Here is a 17,349-nt window from a genome sequence, read left to right as displayed (position 1 = left end):
GGGCCGCTGCGGCCAGCAGGGGTGGGTCGCGACGGCCCAGACATTCTTGACGATGGTGCCGGCAACGCTACAGCAGCTCGCCGTGGCGGGCGATGTAGCGGCGCTTGGCCAGCTGGGTGAGCGCGATGTAGGAGCCGACGATGCCGATGAGCAGCGCGAAGAAGCTCGTTGGCAGCGGCATGAGCCCCAGTGCATCGGCGATGGGGCTTGCCGGCAGCCAAGTGACGAGCGCCAGGCCCAGCACGGTGAGAACGCACAGCGCGGGCGCGGCGTGGTCGCGCGGGCTCGGCAGGCGCGGGGAGCGCAGCATGTGGATCACGAGCGTCTGCGACCACATGGACTCGACAAACCAGCCACTCTGGAAGAGCGCCGCAAAGGTCGCCATACCCGCGACGTCGCCCGCGGCGGCAAGCTCGGACCAGCTTGCGCCCACGGCGGCGGGGCACACCACAAAGAAGAGCGCGGCGAAGGTCACGATGTCAAACAGCGAGCTCACGGGGCCCAGCTCGAGCATGAAGCCCTTGATGGACGCAGCGTCCCAAGCGCGCGGGCGGGCAGTCCAGGCGTTGTCGACGGTGTCCCACGGCAGTGCGATGCACACGATCTCGTAGACCAGCGACAGCAGCACCAGCTGCAGAGCGCTCATGGGCAAAAACGGCAAGAACAGGCTCGCAGCGGTTACGGACAGCACGTTGCCAAAGTTGGAGCTCACCGTGGTCTTGAGGTACTTGAGCAGGTTGCCGTAGGTGCGGCGGCCTTCGATGATGCCGCGCTCGAGCACGCCCAGGTCCTTTTGGAGCAAGATGATATCGGCGGATTCCTTGGCGATATCGACGGCGGAGTCGACCGAGATGCCGCAGTCGCTCGCACGCATCGCGGCGGCGTCGTTGATGCCGTCGCCCATAAAGCCCACGGTGTGGCCGAGCAACTCGCGCATGACGCGCACCAGGCGCGCCTTCTGCAGCGGCGAGAGCTTGGCGAAGAGGTGGGTGTTCTCGGCGCGCTCGGCAAGCTCGGCGTCGTCGAGCGCATCGATCTCGGAGCCCAGCAAGACGTTGCTCGCGTCGATGCCGATCTGCTCGCAGACGGTGGCGGCGACACGGTCATTGTCGCCGGTCAGGACCTTAACGGCGACGCCCTTGGCCTCGAGGGTGGCGACGGCGCCCGCGGCACTTGCTTTGGGCGGATCGAGGAAGGCCAAAAAGCCCATCAGCACCATGTCGCACTCGTCGGCGATGCCAAACTCGCCCACGCAGCGCGGATCGGTCTTCTGCGCCACAGCAATCACGCGCAGGCCCTCGGCGTTAAGCCCAGCGACCTGCTTGCGAATCTGGGCGAGCTTCTCGTCGGTGAGCGGCTGAGCGATGCCATCGACCTCGACAAAGGAGCAGATCTCGAGCATCTCCTCGGCAGCTCCCTTGGTAACCATCTGGGTTTTGCCTTGGGCGTCGGCTACAACTACGCTCAGGCGACGGCGCGAGAAATCGAAGGGCACCTCGTCGACCTTGGCATAGCGGTCACGCAGGCTCTGGCCCAGCATGGAATCGGGCGCGACGGTCGAGGGCGTCACGTCGGCGCGGTCGATGACGGCCAGGTCGATAAGGTTCTTGAGGCCAGTCTGGAAGAAGCTGTTCAAAAACGCATGGCGCAGCACGCGTGCGTCCTCGTTGCCGTCGGTGTTGAGGTAGCGCTCGAGCACGATGCGGTCTTCGGTGAGGGTGCCGGTCTTGTCGCAGCACAGGACGTCCATCGCGCCGAGGTTTTGGATCGCCGGCAGTTCCTTGACGATAACCTGACGACGGGCGAGGTCCTTGGCGCCCTGCGACAGGCTCGTGGTCACGATGACGGGAAGCATCTGTGGCGTGATGCCCACGGCCACGCTCGTGGCGAACAGCAGCGCGTCGATGACGTTGCCCTTGGTGGCGGCGTTGATTGCAAAGACGGCCGGCGCCATAACGAGCATGAGGCGTACGAGCAGCATGGAGACGCTCGAGACGCCGCGGTCAAACGCGCTCTTCTCGACGCGCCCGTTGAGCATCTTGGCGATGCCGCCCAGGTAAGTGTCCGAGCCGGTGGCAACGACAAGCGCCATGGCGGTGCCGTTTTGCACGGAGGTGCCGGTAAAGACGATGTTCTTGCAGGCAGAGAGTGGCAGCGCAGAGCCGTCGGCGCCCTCGACGACGGTGATGGCAGCGGTCTTCTCGACGGCCTCGCTCTCGCCGGTGAGCGCGGACTCGATCACAAATAGGTCGCGCGCGGTGATGACGCGGGCATCGGCCGGCACCATATCTCCGGCAGAGAGGCGGATCACATCACCGGGGACGAGCTCGTCGAAGGGGATCTCGACGCGCTCACCGTCGCGCAGGGCACAGCAGGTGTTGGAGACCAGGTCCTTGAGGGCCTCGGCCGCATTGCCGCTGCGGGCTTCTTGGATAAACTTCATACCGCCCGATACCAGCAACATGATGCCGATGACGATGACCGTGGAGGGGTCACGCTGCAGCTCGGGCACGGCGAGCACGTCGATGTAGAGCGAGACCAGTGCGAGGGCGGCGAGGATGCCAGCGAAGGGATCGACGAACGCGTCGGCGATGCGGCGGGCGAGCGTCTTGGTCGGCGCTTCGATGGTGTTGGGGCCGACGGCGCTCAGGCGCTCGGCGGCGTGCTCGGCGGTGAGGCCGTTTGCCGTGGCGTCAAGCAGTACGAGAGTGTCCTCAGCACAATGGGTGGCGGCGAATATGGTGTTCTTGGACAGGCCGGCGTGGGCGGCAGGGCGCGCCGTGCGGCGGCGCTTGGAGATAGCTTCGAGTACCGTAGCGGTTTTGAGCATCAGCATAGGGTCCTCCTTGTTGAAGGGAGTTAGCGTACGTGTCGTATGTGCTTTAAAAACCTAGATGTCGCTCACGTCAAGCTCGCGAACCGCCACAAAGGGGACAGGCACCTTTGTGGCGGTTTTGACGATCGGTTCGTGGCGCTTATGCGAATACGGAATCCTCGCGGCGTGCCGAGGGCGACATGCAGGTTTTTCGACTATGACTGCCTTCCATGGCACACCTCCTTATGGACGGGCGCAGCGCGCTTTGGGTATCTCGTACCCGTTTTAATCCGCCCGTATTCTTGATGAGGGGGTTTGACATGTCAACCCCCATTGTTCGGAAAACCGTTGCCCCTGACAAAGCCTTTACAGAATGCCGTGGCCTCAAAGCGCGCCCGCATCGACGCTTCGCCTGCGCTAAACTGGAAGGCACGTACGCGATTACGAGAGGAGCCCGCATGGAGGCTTACAAGCAAGAGTTCATCAAGTTCATGGTCGAGTCCGACGTTCTTAAGTTTGGCAGCTTTACGCTCAAGAGTGGCCGTCAGTCCCCGTTCTTTATGAACGCCGGCGCTTACGTGACGGGCTATCAGCTCAAGAAGCTGGGCGAGTATTACGCCCAGGCCATCCACGATAATTTTGGCGACGACTTTGATGTGCTGTTTGGACCGGCCTACAAGGGTATTCCGCTGGCCGTCGTGACCGCCATTGCCTACCACGAGCTGTACGGCAAGGAGGTCAAGTACTGCTGCGACCGCAAGGAGGCCAAGGACCACGGCGCCGATAAGGGCAACCTGCTGGGCTATGAGCCCCAGGACGGCGACCGCGTGGTCATGGTCGAGGACGTCACCACCAGCGGTAAGTCCATCGACGAGACCTATCCCAAGGTCAAGGCTGCTGCCGATGTCGAGATCAAGGGCCTGATCGTGTCCCTCAACCGCATGGAGGTCGGCAAGGGTGGCGTGACCACCGCGCAGAAGGAGATCGAGGCCAAGTACGGTTTCCCCGTCGCGAGCATCGTCTCCATGGCCGAGGTCGTCGAGACTCTCTACAACCACGAGATCGACGGCAAGGTCGTCATCGACGATGAGCTCAAGGACGCCATCGACGCCTACTACGAGCAGTACGGAGTTCGTTAGTTACGCGGTTCTACGAACCGCGTAACGGCTCGACGCTGCAAACCCGCCAGAGCGGCAATCTGCCTTTCAACTTCGGCGGCATGACCAGAAGGTCAATGCCGCCTTGTTTCAAGGCACCTTGCTCGCTCTGGCGGGTTTTCGCTGTCGTTGCCAAAACATCGGCGGTGCCGTTGCCGTGGGGGTACTCATTGGGGACGTACTTAAATGAGTGCCCGCAGAGTGAGAGTGGATAATCTCCCGTTTTTGGTCTGTTTGCGGGCTCAAAGTGGGAGATTATCCACTCTCGTCATTTGAGTGTCCAAAAATCCTCGCTCGGCGAACAGGCGGCACTTGGGGACGTTCCTTTTGTGCCGGCGCCTGGGGACACTCCTTGCCGAATGTGGGCGCCGTCGGTTGCTACGCGACGGTGATGGCGACCTGGGCGTAGCGGCTGCAGGGGCGCTCGGCGCGTGTCTGCACGGTGAGGGTGAGCGCGAAGCGATCGCCGGGCCGTGCGTCGGCGGGCACGACGAAAGTGGTGTCCGGCGTGCATTTTTGCCACAGCGACAGGTCTTGGGCGCCCGCATAGCTCGACGGGTCCACGGCGACATCCCAATGCGCATCGAAGCCCTTGTCGTCGGGGTCGACGATGGTCGCTGCAAGGGCGACGCGTTCGCCGGCTACGGCACTGCGATCGGCCACAGCTTCGACAACATGCGCCGGATGCGAGCAGGCTGCCGGATCATGGGCACACCATTGCGCGCGGGCGGCAAAGTCTTCCTGATAGGCGCGCAGGTAGGGATTGGGGTTGTCGTCTGCAGGCGTGCTGATGGCGGCAAAAACGGTGGGTGCGTCTGCATCGGGGCGCCCATCATGAAACATGCGGCCGAGTAGCGTATCGAAGTCGGGGTCGTCGATACCGCGCAGGCCAAACGGCAGCAGCGGAATATAGGTCATGCTGTCGCCTTCGGCCATAAAGTCGCCGCGCTCAAACTGCATCGCGGGCATGCCCTCCAGGCCCCAATCCAGACGGGCATGCTTGCCAAACTGAAAGCGCTCGGGCTCGTTTTCGTAGACCTTGCCATCGCCATAGAGCATATAGCGCGCCATGAGGGGGCCGTTTCCCTGCGTGAGATTCTGCTCGGGCCAAGGGGCCTTAAATAGCGGCAGCGTATCGGGCTGAGCCGTCTTGGCGTCGATATAGCCGCCGTACCTATAGGGCACGCGCCAAAAGACGAGCTCGGGAAAGAGCTCGCGCCCATGGTCGAGCCATGAGTTGTCCTGCCCTACGCCATCGGCAACACCCATCACGCGCACCTTCTGATGGACCCTCTGCTGCACGGCGGGCCACTCGGGTGTGTTCTGCCATTGTTCGGCGATGGACATGAGGGCGCGAACGATAGTGTTCATACCGCCCCAGGAAAGGAGCCACAGCGCGCGGGGGTCATCATCCATGATGGCGTTGGCGATGACGCGCGAACCGGGCGTTTCCTCGCGTACGTCGCCCTCAAAGGCGGCGTTGCCCATATAGGTGCGCTCGATCATCTGAGCGGGCGTGGGGAAGGACGGCTCGCCGGCGGCAGCGGCATTGGCCTGCAGCTGCGGCCAGGCCTGGGCATACTCGTTGCTCCACAGGCTTTCGATCCAACCCTTGGGGAATGGGCGGTACTCCATGAGCGAGCCAGCTTCGGGGTCGGGCTCGTGCGGAACGACGTCCCAGGTATAGGAGCGCACGCCTTTGGTCCGCCAATGCGGATTCACCTCGCCCAGCGTATGGACACCATCGCCAAGAAAGTGATATTGCGAAGCCGTGTACACCACAGCCTGCACATCGAGCACATTGAGATACAGAGCCAAATGAACCAGAGAGTTCATATCATCGACTTCCATATCGGTGGTAACAATCACTCGAGTCAAATTCTGAGACATAGGAACAACTCCAGCCAAGATTTTTTTTCAGCCAGTTACGCGCAAGGCAAGACGGGGCACCCGATGGAATGGTTACCTCGAAACCCTGGCCGACCACTCCCAGCAGCCCACCGGCTCGCCGTCGATGAGTACGTTGCCCCCGTCGAAGTCTTGATAACACAGGTCGTTGAACTGGTGGATCCACACGCCGTGGTTGAACGTCTTTTTGGCCGAGCCGTCGGCCTCGCGATACACGCCGGTCAGGTCCTCGACATGGCTAAAGTAGGTGAGGTGCACGTCGGCACCCGCCTCGCGCAAGCGGGCGAACAGCGGCAGTACCGTCTCCTGCGGGCACACGAGCTCGTCGCCCTTGGAGTGCGTAAACCACAGCGGCGTCTTGGTGAGCGCGGCCACATCCTCGTCCGTGGCGTTGTACCACGGGGCGCAGCAGGGAAGGCCCACAGCGAAGAAATCGGGATAGTCGGCGCACAGACGCAGGGTCATAAAGCCGCCGTTGGAAAGACCGGCGACCACGATGCGGTCGGTGTCGATACGGTCGGCGTGCTCGGCGACAAACTCGTCGATGAGCGCCTTGAGCACGGGGGAGTAGATGCTCTGGTTGGAGCGACCAAGTTGCTCGACGCCGTTGTCCATCCAAAACGTGGGCGATTGCGGCACGAGCACCCAGGCAAAGCCGCCAAAGTAGCGCTGGATCTGCTTTTGCGAGAGCGCCGTCACGCGGTTGCCGATATAGGCGCGCGTGGCGCCCTCGCCCTGCGTGTCGCCCTTGCCCTCGCCAGCGCCGTGCAGGTACACGATCAGCGGCGCCTTTTCAACGGCGGGCGTGTCCTGAGGCGCAAACGGGTTGAAGAGCGCGGAGTCAGCGGAATCAAAGCTCGGCTCAAAATAGCCATACTCGAGTGCGATGCCGTCGACGGCGGTCTTTTGCACGGCGTTGCTCCAGCCTTTGAGCGCGGGGCAGATATCGCCACGGCAGGTGTCGAAGACGAGCCCCACGGTGGGGTCGTCGCCGTCGTTGCCGGGAAGAGCCGCGAGCTGCGTGATGCGCATCTGGTCGTCGAGCATGCGCGAGCCCATGACGCCGCCTTCGATCTTTTTGGTCAGGCGCTGCTCGGCGACCTCAAGCGCCGCATGGGTGCTTACGGCGAGTTTGCGCCCGTTCTCGTCACACGGATATGCGGCGAGAACGTCGATGTAGCCCACGGAGGGCGCGGCATGGTCGGCACCGCGCTCCTTGCGCATCAGGACCTCGCCCGTGCGCTCGTGACGCTCTGCATATATATGGAAGGTGTTCGCGTCGATATCGTTGGCGCGTACGGTGCAGGGCAGGTCGAGTACGACCTTGCTGATCCAGGGGCCAAAGTCGCCCAAGGTGGTGACGGTTGCGTAGGTACACGATTTGAGTTCCATAAGCTGCTCCCTTGTGCCGCAAATACTAAACATAATCGGCAATACAATCTAAACATGTTTAGTTTAATCCAGAATTGTAGAACAAGCAGCTGAACTCGGTAAACGGCAAAAGTGAACGCGCAATCAACAGCTAAACACATATTTACTAACGTCTAGCATGGCTTTTGTTAATGAGTTAACAGGCTATAGAGGTGTTCATCAAAGTAAAAGCCCACGTAATTAGCCAAATACCAATACGGAACCAAATAGACGCTCTTCTGCTGTTCAAATACGTTCACCCCCGATTTTCTACCGTTCACCGGACTCCAGACGGCAAAATTGCCACAAATCAGACACTCCGTGTAAACTAAAGCCAGTAAACGTTCAGTAAACACATTGTTTACGACAGCGTATCCAAGGGTCCGGTAACCGTAAGGGGTTATAGTCGCCGGGCCAAAGGCGTGCCTATGCCCAAGCGGGTAGGCACACGACGATATGGGGAGGGGTCCCATGGCAGTAGATAACAAGCAGATTGCCACCGATGTCCTCGAGCTCGTGGGCGGCGCGGAGAACGTTACCGTCGCCACCAACTGCATGACGCGCCTGCGTCTGACGCTCAAGGACAACAGCAAGGCCGACGTGGAGAAGATCAAGAAGGTCAAGGGTGTTCTGGGTTGCCAGTTCGTCGGCAGCCAGCTCCAGGTCATCATCGGCCAGAACGTGCCCAAGGTGCTCGCCGAGTTCGTCGCCATCTCCGGCGTCAAGCAGGGTGCCGCCGTTGACGAGAACCTCGATGCTCCCAAGGAGAAGTTCGAGCTCAAGAACCTGCCCAACATCATCCTCGACTACCTGTCCGGCTCCATGACCCAGCTCATCCCGCTGCTCATGGCCGGCGGTCTGTTCCGCACCATCGCGGCCGTCCTCGGCCCCACCATGCTCGGCGTCCTCTCCGATACCGACCCGACCTATACGTTCCTCTACACCACGCTGTATGAGGCAACGTTCACGTTTATCCCCATCTACTTGGGCTATGCCGCAGCTAAGAAGCTCGGCGCCAGCCCCGTCCTCGGCATGCTCCTCGGCGGTGCCCTTATGGCCCCGTCCGTGGTGAGCGTCGCAACCCAGGACGGTGGCGGCATCATTTCGGTCTACGGCATCCAGATCGCCGCGGCCAACTATCAGCAGTCCGTCCTGCCGATCATCCTTTCGGTGCCGGTGCTCTACTTTGTCGAGAAGTTCTTTAAGAAGGTCATGCCCGACGTACTCTCCACGGTCTTCACGCCGTTCTGCACCATGATCGTCACGATCCCCATCGCCTTCATCGTTCTCGCCCCGATCGGCAACGAGATCGGCAACCTCATCGCCAACGCCCTGTTTGGTCTGGCTGACCTCGGCGGCATCGGTATCCTGATCGTCATGGCCATCCTCGGCGCCTTCTGGCAACTCTTCGTGGTCTGCGGCATGCACATGCCCATCGGCCTGCTCGCTCAGGTTCAGATCATCGCTGCCGGCTACGATCCGTTCGTTTTCGTTTCCACCAACTGCGCCATGGCCGCCGTCTGGGGCTGCGCCTTCGGTGCCTTCCTCAAGATGAAGAACCCCGACGAGAAGGGTCTTGCCCTGGGTTACGTCATCTCCGCCATCGCCGGCGGCGTCACCGAGCCCGCGCTCTTCGGTATCCTCATGCGCTTCCGTCGCACCATGCTCGGTATGTTCATCGGCGGTGCCATCGGCGCTGTGTTCTCCGGCCTCATGGGTGTCACTTATTACCTCGCGGGCGGTGCCGCAAACTTCCTGGTCTTCACCAACTACCTGCAGGGTGGCCAGATGAACACCGTCTGGGCTATCGTCGGTATGGCAATCTCCTTTGTCATCGCCGCCGCCGTGGTCTACGTGACCGGCTTCTCCAAGAAGGAGCTCGCCGAGATGGAGGCCTAAGGCCAAGCCATTCGGTCGCATATGACCTTACCTACACGACAGGGCCCCGTCAGGCGCAAGCCCGGCGGGGCCCTTCTTGCAAGGTAGACTGATGGGGATGGGCATGCTTTGCCCGCAAGGATGTGCCGGGCGGCGGGGTCTTTGCGTAAGGTTACCGCGAAAGCCCTAGCGGTTCGCAATTCCGTTATCAAGCGAAAGGACATGCAGATGAGTCTAGGAAAGCTGACCGTCAACGGTCGCCAGGATGGCTTTCTGTGCGATGGCAAACCGTTCTTTTGGTTTGCCGATACGTGCTGGAGCGCATTTACGAGTATTACCGAGGACGACTGGGACTACTACCTGACCCGCCGTGCCGAGCAGGGCATGAATGTGCTTCAGATTAACACCCTGCCGCAGTGGGATCGCTGTCTGCCCGACCTGGGCATCTGGCCCTACGCGAGCGAGGATGGCGTGCACTTTGACTGGAGCGCGCCCAACCAGGAGTACTGGGACCGCGCCCGCCGCATGTGCCGGGCGGCCGTGGAGCACGGCATTCGCCCGGCGCTCGTGCTCATGTGGTGCAACTACGTGCCCGGTACCTGGGGTGCCAAGATCGCCGAGCGTTGCGGCGTCGAGGTCATGCCGCGCGAGGAGGTGCGTGCCCACGTTGCCCGCGTGGTCGACAACCTGGGTGAGTACGATCCCGTCTACGTGGTGACGGGCGACACCGATTTTGCGGACGACGAGGCCATCGCCTATTACGAGGACGCGCTCGACGAGGTCGTCAAGCGTGCGCCCGAGGCCCTGCGCACCATGCACATCAACCGCGCCAACCGCACCATACCGGCGCAGTATCTGGACCGCCTGGACTTTTACATGTTCCAGCCCGGCCACAACTACGAAGGTCAGCCCGAGGCTTGGCGCTTGCCGCAGGACTTTATCGCCAGCTACCCTAAAAAGCCGATGGTCAACTCCGAGCCCTGCTACGAGCAGATGGGCGCGAGCCGCAACGTGTACTGGCGTTTCACCGCGCAGGATTGCCGCGCGAGCGTGTGGTCGAGCATTCTGGCCGGTGCTTCGGCGGGCATTACCTACGGCGCGCACGGTGTTTGGAACTGGCAGACGTCGCGCAGCCAGGGTTCGGTCCTGGGCGAGGGCTTTGACATGCCGTTCCGCTGGCAGGAGTGCCTGCAGTTTGCGGGCGTGTGGGACTTTGGCCTGATCGAGCACGTGCTGCGCGGCCTGGGCGCCACGAGTGCGGACAGTGCGGCGGCCGTGGAGCCCGCCCAGGAGCTGCTCGACGACGCACGCGAGGCCATCCGCGTGGCGCGTGTGGGCGAGCGCGTGGTGGTCTATCTGCCCAGGACCACGTCTGTGAAGCTCAAGCTCGAGGGCGGCGCTGCAGCCTGGAGCGCGGTGGCGTTTGACCTGGAGACCAAGCGCGTGGCAAACCTGCCGGTCGCGGGTATCGAAGACGGCATCCGCGTGGCCCAGCATCCCTTCGAGCACGACGCGCTCCTGGTGGTGTCGACTGCTCGGTAGCGCGCAGCTCCAACATAGTCGTTGGGGACGTTCTTGTTTGACTAGTCGTTTAAGAACGTCCCCAATGACTACTCATAGAATGAGAGTGGACAATCTCCCGTTTTTGGCCTGTTTGGGGGCTCAAAGTGGGAGATTATCCACTCTCGTGATTCGGGTGTCCAAAAATCCTCGCTCGGTCTATTTGAGTCCCGGGAGGCGGGTGTAGGGAAACGAGCGCTCGAGGAACTCGGCGCAACGGGCGTAATCTTTGGCAAAGTAGCTGCTATAGAGCGAATCGAGCACGTATTGCACAGCGATGTGGCTGGCGAACTGCGTGATGCGGTGCGTCATGCTCTCGTGGTCGCTCACCGTGAGATAGGCGGCAAAGCCGGGGTGAATGCGGGCACAGTATGGCGTGCCGATGACTATGACCGGGACATTCCGACTGCTGAGAATTGGCAAAATATCCTTGAGGTTGGGGGCAAGGCCGCTGTAGGAGATGACGATTGCAGCATGGTCGGGGCCCGAGGCGAGCGCCGTGCGCACTTGGGCCTCGACATTGTCGTAGCACGTCGCGCTTTTGCCGGCAGAGAGCAGGCGATCGCGAAACATTCCCGCTGGATACAGGTTATGCGAGCCCGTGTAGATATCCACGGTGCCGGCGCGCAAGACGAGCTTGGCGGCGTAGTCGAGCTGTGCGGGGTCGAGTAGCTCTTGCGTTTCGGCCAATGTGGTCTGATAGAGGCTCTCCATGCGTTCCATTACCTGTGCGGGGGTGGAGGTGGCATCGAAGGGAAAGTCGATATCCACCTCGGGGGTGGAGTCTGCGCGCAAGGCTGCGCGCACCAGCTCGACCTTGAGCTCTTTAAAGCCCTCAAGGCCGAGCTTTTTGCAAAAGCGGTGGATGCTCGCGACGGAGACATTGGCCTGGCGCGCAAATTCCTTGATGGAGAGCCCGCGAACGTTCTCGCCCATGGCGAGAACCGTCTGCCCGAGCTGCTGCTCGGTGGGGGTGAGCCCCTTGTCTTGCATGATCTTTCGCTTGATGTCCATGCGGCTCCTATGCGTTCGTATCGCGATGTATCAATCATAGCGGTAAATAAAACGCCTAGAGCAAGCCGGGCGTTGTTGCGCGAGATTGTTAGCCGAGCACGCGGACGGGGCCGAGCGTGCCGCTGGGCTCGGAGGGTTCGGTGAGGGCGAACATGTCGGGGATGGCGTGGTCGAGGGTGTTGATGACGTCGACCGTGAGCGCGTGCTCTCCGGCGGCAAGGCTGTCGAGCTCAAAGCGGTAGGGCGGGCAGATGCGGGTGCCGAGGGATTTGCCGTCGAGGGTGACGGTTGCGGTCTCAAAGACCTCGCCCAGGTCGAGCACGGCGCGGTCGAGGTCCTCGGTAACGTCGAAGTTCGCCCGGTAGCGGAAGGTGCCCGCCTTGTCGGGGAACTCGACAAAGGAAAGGTCGTGCAGGCCCGCAAGCTCAATAGGCTCGTCAAAGGCATCGGCGCCGGGGGCGGAGAAGGCGACCGTCCAAGGGCCGTCGATGCACGCGGCTTCGTCTTTAGCAGTCGCCGCGCTAGCAGAACCTGCGGCCCCGAGCACCACGATGCAGCTCTCGTAGGGCGCAAGCTCGAGCGCGCCATCAAAGGCGACGGGTGCGCTGCCGTTGAGCAGATCGAGGCGCACGCCTGCAACGGACGTGCCGTCGGCAAACGCAACCTGAGTGGAGATGCCCTGCTTGGGGTGCTCGTTGACGAGCATCAGATAGGTCTCGCCCGCGCGATCGTAGCGCAGGGCGCGCAGCCACGGCTGCGGCTCGGCGCTCGCCACGGTCTTCATGCCGGCTGTGGCGAGCGCGCTCGCAAGCTCGGAGGTAGCAACAACGCAAACGCCTGCAAGCTCGCGGGCCTCCACGGGGGCAAAGCCCTCACGGCCTGCAATATCGCCGTCGTAGCGCTTGCTCGGCAACTCATTCAGCGCATACACGGCAACGCCTGCGGCCGCGGCACGCACGGCAAAGTCGAGCACTGCCCCGCCGGCATATTCGGCTCTGGGCATGACCAGACAGCGGTACGCCTGACCGTTCACGCTAAAGCCGCTACCGTCTGTGGCAACCTCCACGGTATAGCGCTCGGTATCCTCAAATGCCTCTGCCGGCACAATGTCAAAGTCGATCTGCGCGCGCATAAGCTCGGCGGCGGCATGCTGCATAAAGTCCGCCTCGCCTGCCCACTCGGCATCGGCATGGTAGAGAAGCGCCACCGGAGTCGTTGCGCGCCCGCCCGAAAGCAGGCTCGAGGTGCGGTTCATATAGCTCATGAGCTTGCCGAAGTGCGCAAACTGGGGGTTCTGGCCATGCGCGTAGAAGTGCGGCGGGCAGTCCCAGTCGGGGAAGGCGGCCATGCTAAAGGCGTGCGGCACAAACCAGTTGACGCCGCGCACCAAAAAATGATCGGCGATCCACTTCATCTCGCGCAGGCCCTCGTGCCAGCCAAAGGCGCCAAAGACCTCGGCCATGCAGCGCCCCTGCTTTTTGGGGTCGAGGTGCGCCGCCGAGGAGCCCAGCTTGGGCAGCACGTAGTTGTAGAACTCCAGGTCCCACACGCCGCGGCCGTAGCTGTGAAGGCCACGGTCCATGCCGGGTACCAGCTGGTTGATCACGATGTCGACGCCCGCCATGTCCTGACCGCCCACGGCGCGGAAGTAGTGCCCGGCGCCCACGCCCAGGCGCGCGTGGCAGTCCTTGTCCTCGATAACGTGGCCGATGTACTGCACGCCGCGCGCGCGGCACCAGTCTCCGAGCTGGTCGCAGAAGCACTCCTTATAGAGGGTGCTCGCGATGTCCATGTACACGTGACGCGCGTGCGCGCCGGCCGGCTCGCGATCCCACAGGTGCGGGAGCTCGTCCAGATAGCGCTCGCCCAGCGCCGCGCGCAGGCGACGCTCGAGCTCGGCCGACCAAGGTAGGGGCGCGGTGGCCTTGCCGATGAGCGTGTCCGAGATGCCATCCGGGCCCGTGGTGCCCTTCTCGTTGGCAAACCCCGGCTCGTCCGAGAAAAAGCCCAGGATGGTCTTGCCAAACTCATCGCCCAGATGCTCAAAATGCGGCTCGTAGACGGCATCGATGAGCTGCGCCACCGAGGCGCGGTCGACCATGTTGATGTAGTCCTCGTTGTAGGAGGTCTTGCCGCTCGTGAACATCACGCACGCCTGCGTGATGCCGGCCGGTGCATCAAAGACCAGGCGGCAGGGCTTGCCGTCTGCATCTTCGATTATGCGGTGCTCGACCTCGACGGCGTGCCCTTCCTGCATAAACGTCACGCCATAGAAGCGCTCCGTTTTGTCAAACATGTTGGTGAGCGCGATGCTCGCCTGCGGCGTGGGACCCACGATGTCGAGCGTGCGGTGTGTGAGCACGATTTTGTGGAGCTCGGGTGCGGCTTCCTTGACGGCGCCGTTGGCGTATCCGGTGGGGAAGTGCGCATCGTCCAGGATCCAGATCTTGAGGTCCAGCTGCTTGCACGTGTCAATCACAAAGCGCAGGTCGCGCCACCAGCCTTCGCCGCAAAAATCGGGGTGCGGGCGGCTCTCGAGGCAGACTTCGTGGATATCGGCGCCGGCGATCTTCTCCAGATACTCGGCAATGGTCTTATGGTCCTCGCCCTTCATCCACAAAAACGGAAGCACGTGGTTGTCGTAGGCACCCTTGAGCACCTGCTGGTAGTACGCGGACATGGATCCTCCTTGCGGGTCGATGTGGAACACCGTATGTTGCATGGCACCATTGTGGCGTGCGGGCGGCGGCGTGCTAATATCCAAATCACGACAGAATATGACCGAATCAACGATTGGCGTGGCCATGGAAATCTTGGAGCTCGAGCGTCTGCTGAGCGAGCTGAGCGCCAGCGAGAGGCGCTATAGGGACGAGGCTCCCTTCGACTGGTCGACCATGACCGAGCGCGTTGAAGTCGATGGACGGTCGGTGCGAAAGATTGGGCAGATTGGGGCGGAATATGCTCAGGCCGGAATGCCGGCTGGCCTGATGATCAGGAGAAACTCGCGCTTTAGCGCGGTGCCCGAGCATGTGCACGACTACGTCGAGATCAGCTATGTGTATCGCGGGCACTGCCCACAGACGGTGGCGGGGGAGGAGCTCGTGCTCGAGCGCAACGAGGTGCTGCTGCTCGACGCCGCCTGCCCGCACGCGGTGGCGGCGCTCGGCGAGGACGACATCATGCTGAGCATGACCGTTTCACGTGCATTTTTGCGCCGGAGCCTGGAGTCGAGCCTCTCGCGCGAGAGCGCGGTCTCGAGGTTTTTGTTCAACGCGCTCAACAGCGAGACCGACCATCGCGGGCACGTGCGCTTTCGTTGCGGCGAGAGCCGGCGCGTGTGGCGCTACATGCAGGAGATGCTCTGCGAGCTGTACGACCCGAGCCCCAACAGCCCCGAAATCGTCCTGCGTCTGTTTCAGCTGTTTTTGGCCGAGCTCATGGATTGTTACGAGCGCGAGCTGGTGCGCGGCGTGGCGGACGGTGCGGCAGGGCCCACTGCCCTGGTGACAGGAATGCTCGGCTATATCGATCGCGAGTTTGCCGCGTGCTCCCTCGAGGGGATGGCGGCAGCGTTTAGCTTGAGTCCAAATTATGCGACGGCCCTGCTCAAGCGCCATGTGGGCAAGACCTTTCGGCAGCTTGTGCAGGAGCGACGTCTGGTGTGCGCGGCGGAGCTCTTGCGCGGTGGCGCCACGGCCGAGGCGGCCGCGCATGCGGTGGGCTATGAAAACATGAGCTTCTTCTACCGTAAATTTCGCGACAAGTACGGCTGCACCCCCGCGGCATACCGCCGGTAGGCGCGGGGCGAATCGCCTTTGCTCTCTCGGTGTCAAAAAGTTTCAGCTGGAGCGGCGCTGCGGTGCGCCCCCGCGAAAAGAAGTGTCCAAATCGGCGCCTTCGCCTTGGCCCGGAGCGGCTCGGCGGCATACTCATCTCATCAGCAACACGCATGAGCGAGGAGGCACCTATGGGATTCCCCAAGGGATTTTTCTGGGGCGGCGCCACGGCCGCCAATCAGTTTGAGGGCGCTTGGAACGTTGACGGCCGCGGCGCTTCCGTCGACGACCATTTCTTGGGCGGCAGCTACAAGGAGCCGCGTCAGATTACGATCGACATCGATCCCGACCGCTTCTACCCCAACCATGACGGTATCGACTTCTACCATCACTATGAGCAGGACATCGCGCTGTTCGCCGAGATGGGCTTTACCATGTTCCGCATGTCCATCTCTTGGAGCCGCATCTTCCCCAACGGTGACGATGCCGAGCCCAACGAGGCCGGTCTCGCCTTCTACGATCGCGTCTTCGATTGCCTGCGTGCGCACAACATCGAGCCGCTCGTTACGCTTAGCCACTACGAGATGCCCTATCACCTGGTCGAGAAATACAACGGCTGGGCGAGCCGCGAGCTCATCGGCTTCTTTGAGAAGTACTGCCAGACCGTCTTCGACCGCTATCAGGACAAGGTCAAGTTCTGGCTCACCTTCAACGAGATCAACTGCGGCACCATGGACATAGGCGCCATGATGGAGACCGGTCTGATCCAGGGCTTCGAGGGTCCGGCAAGTGCCATCAAGACCACCGCTCAGCAGCGCTACCAGGCCCTGCATCATCAGTTTGTCGCCAGCGGCCGTGTTGTGCGCTACGCCCACGAGCACTATCCGCAGTTCAAGATGGGCAATATGGACGGCTTTACCCTGTCCTACGCCGCCACGTGCGATCCGGCCGACGTGTTCGCCACGCAGCAGCAGATGAATTCCATGAACTGGTACTGCTCCGACGTGCAGGTGCGCGGCAAGTACCCGTTCTATGCCAAGCGCTTCTGGGCCGAGAACGACGTCGAGCTCGTGATGGAGGACGGCGACCTGCAGGATATCGCCGACGGCAAGGTCGATTTCTACACCTTTAGCTACTACATGTCCGGCACCGTGAGCACCCACAAGGATCACGAAATGACCGAGGGCAACATGACCTTTGGCGGCAAGAACCCCTATCTGGAGTCCACCGACTGGGGCTGGCAGATCGATCCGCTGGGCCTGCGCATCGCCCTTAACGAGATTTACGCCCGCTACGAGATTCCGCTGATGGTGGTCGAGAACGGCATGGGCGCCTACGACGAGGTCGATCAGGACGGCTCGATCCACGACCCGTACCGCATCGCCTACCTTCAGAGCCATGTCAAGGCCATGGGCGAGGCCATCGAGGACGGCGTCGACCTGATCGGCTACACCTGGTGGGGCCCCATCGACCTGGTTTCTGCCGGCACCGGCGAGATGCGCAAGCGTTACGGCTTCATTCACGTCGATAAGTACGACGACGGCACCGGTACCTACGAGCGTCGCCGCAAGGACAGCTTCTTCGCCTACCAGAAGATCATCAAGTCCAACGGCACCGAGGGCCTGGAGTAGCTATGGTCCGGCGTTCTAACGAACGCCGGACCGGTCGACGCTGCGCGGCCATCTGATACGCTTTTGTGCATCTGGGGCTTATCGAGGGCTAATCGGCAATCTGAGCGCCGTCGGGGCAAAGGTCTTGGGAAGGGCTTGCGATTCGAGCCCTCGCCTTAGCATTTTGGCCATTTGGCACTATAATCACCGTAGGCATGCGC

General features: G+C 62.0%; 10 protein-coding genes. 5 read left to right on the top strand and 5 right to left on the bottom strand.

The features are described from left to right. Window positions 1–67 precede the first annotated feature (67 nt). A complete protein-coding gene (gene mgtA, locus DXB98_RS01810) occupies window positions 68–2,836 on the bottom strand; it encodes a magnesium-translocating P-type ATPase (RefSeq protein WP_117735657.1) in 2,769 nt (922 codons plus the stop codon). Window positions 2,837–3,273: 437 nt separating this feature from the next. On the opposite strand from mgtA, the gene pyrE reads away from it, so the two are divergent. Beyond that, window positions 3,274–3,954, top strand: coding sequence for an orotate phosphoribosyltransferase (gene pyrE, locus DXB98_RS01805; RefSeq protein WP_117742933.1), 681 nt, complete (start codon window positions 3,274–3,276; stop codon window positions 3,952–3,954). Between the two features lie 396 nt (window positions 3,955–4,350). Here pyrE and DXB98_RS01800 read toward each other — a convergent pair whose 3' ends face one another. Both DXB98_RS01800 and DXB98_RS01795 read right to left on the bottom strand, forming a co-directional pair. After that, on the bottom strand, window positions 4,351–5,862 hold the full coding sequence (locus DXB98_RS01800; RefSeq protein ID WP_117742932.1) for a nucleoside hydrolase-like domain-containing protein: 1,512 nt from the start codon (window positions 5,860–5,862) through the stop codon (window positions 4,351–4,353). A 72-nt stretch (window positions 5,863–5,934) separates the two neighbouring features. Then, window positions 5,935–7,272 (bottom strand): prolyl oligopeptidase family serine peptidase, encoded by a 1,338-nt coding sequence (locus DXB98_RS01795; protein WP_117742931.1) that lies wholly within the window; start codon window positions 7,270–7,272, stop codon window positions 5,935–5,937. A gap of 489 nt (window positions 7,273–7,761) precedes the next feature. Here DXB98_RS01795 and DXB98_RS01790 point away from each other — a divergent pair, with 489 nt between their 5' ends. Further along, window positions 7,762–9,189, top strand: a complete 1,428-nt coding sequence (locus DXB98_RS01790; RefSeq protein WP_117742930.1) for a PTS transporter subunit EIIC — start codon at window positions 7,762–7,764, stop codon at window positions 9,187–9,189. A 207-nt stretch (window positions 9,190–9,396) separates the two neighbouring features. After that, entirely contained in the window at window positions 9,397–10,710 is a 1,314-nt protein-coding gene (locus DXB98_RS01785; RefSeq protein WP_117742929.1) for a DUF4038 domain-containing protein, read from the top strand. Between the two features lie 177 nt (window positions 10,711–10,887). Here DXB98_RS01785 and DXB98_RS01780 read toward each other — a convergent pair whose 3' ends face one another. Next, window positions 10,888–11,742, bottom strand: coding sequence for a MurR/RpiR family transcriptional regulator (locus tag DXB98_RS01780; protein ID WP_117742928.1), 855 nt, complete (start codon window positions 11,740–11,742; stop codon window positions 10,888–10,890). Window positions 11,743–11,830: 88 nt separating this feature from the next. Further along, the gene (locus tag DXB98_RS01775) at window positions 11,831–14,422 is read right to left on the bottom strand and encodes a glycosyl hydrolase (protein WP_158553124.1); all 2,592 of its coding nucleotides are present in this window, start codon (window positions 14,420–14,422) and stop codon (window positions 11,831–11,833) included. 97 nt (window positions 14,423–14,519) lie between these two features. Here DXB98_RS01775 and DXB98_RS10075 point away from each other — a divergent pair, with 97 nt between their 5' ends. Further along, a complete protein-coding gene (locus DXB98_RS10075) occupies window positions 14,520–15,539 on the top strand; it encodes an AraC family transcriptional regulator (protein WP_158553123.1) in 1,020 nt (339 codons plus the stop codon). A gap of 170 nt (window positions 15,540–15,709) precedes the next feature. Beyond that, on the top strand, window positions 15,710–17,149 hold the full coding sequence (locus DXB98_RS01760; protein WP_117742925.1) for a glycoside hydrolase family 1 protein: 1,440 nt from the start codon (window positions 15,710–15,712) through the stop codon (window positions 17,147–17,149). Window positions 17,150–17,349 lie beyond the last annotated feature (200 nt).

This window comes from Collinsella sp. OM07-12 (genome assembly GCF_003438275.1).
Classification (GTDB): domain Bacteria; phylum Actinomycetota; class Coriobacteriia; order Coriobacteriales; family Coriobacteriaceae; genus Collinsella.
The sequence above is the reverse complement of the archived record's forward strand: the minus strand, read 5'-3'. Positions and strand labels throughout refer to the sequence as shown.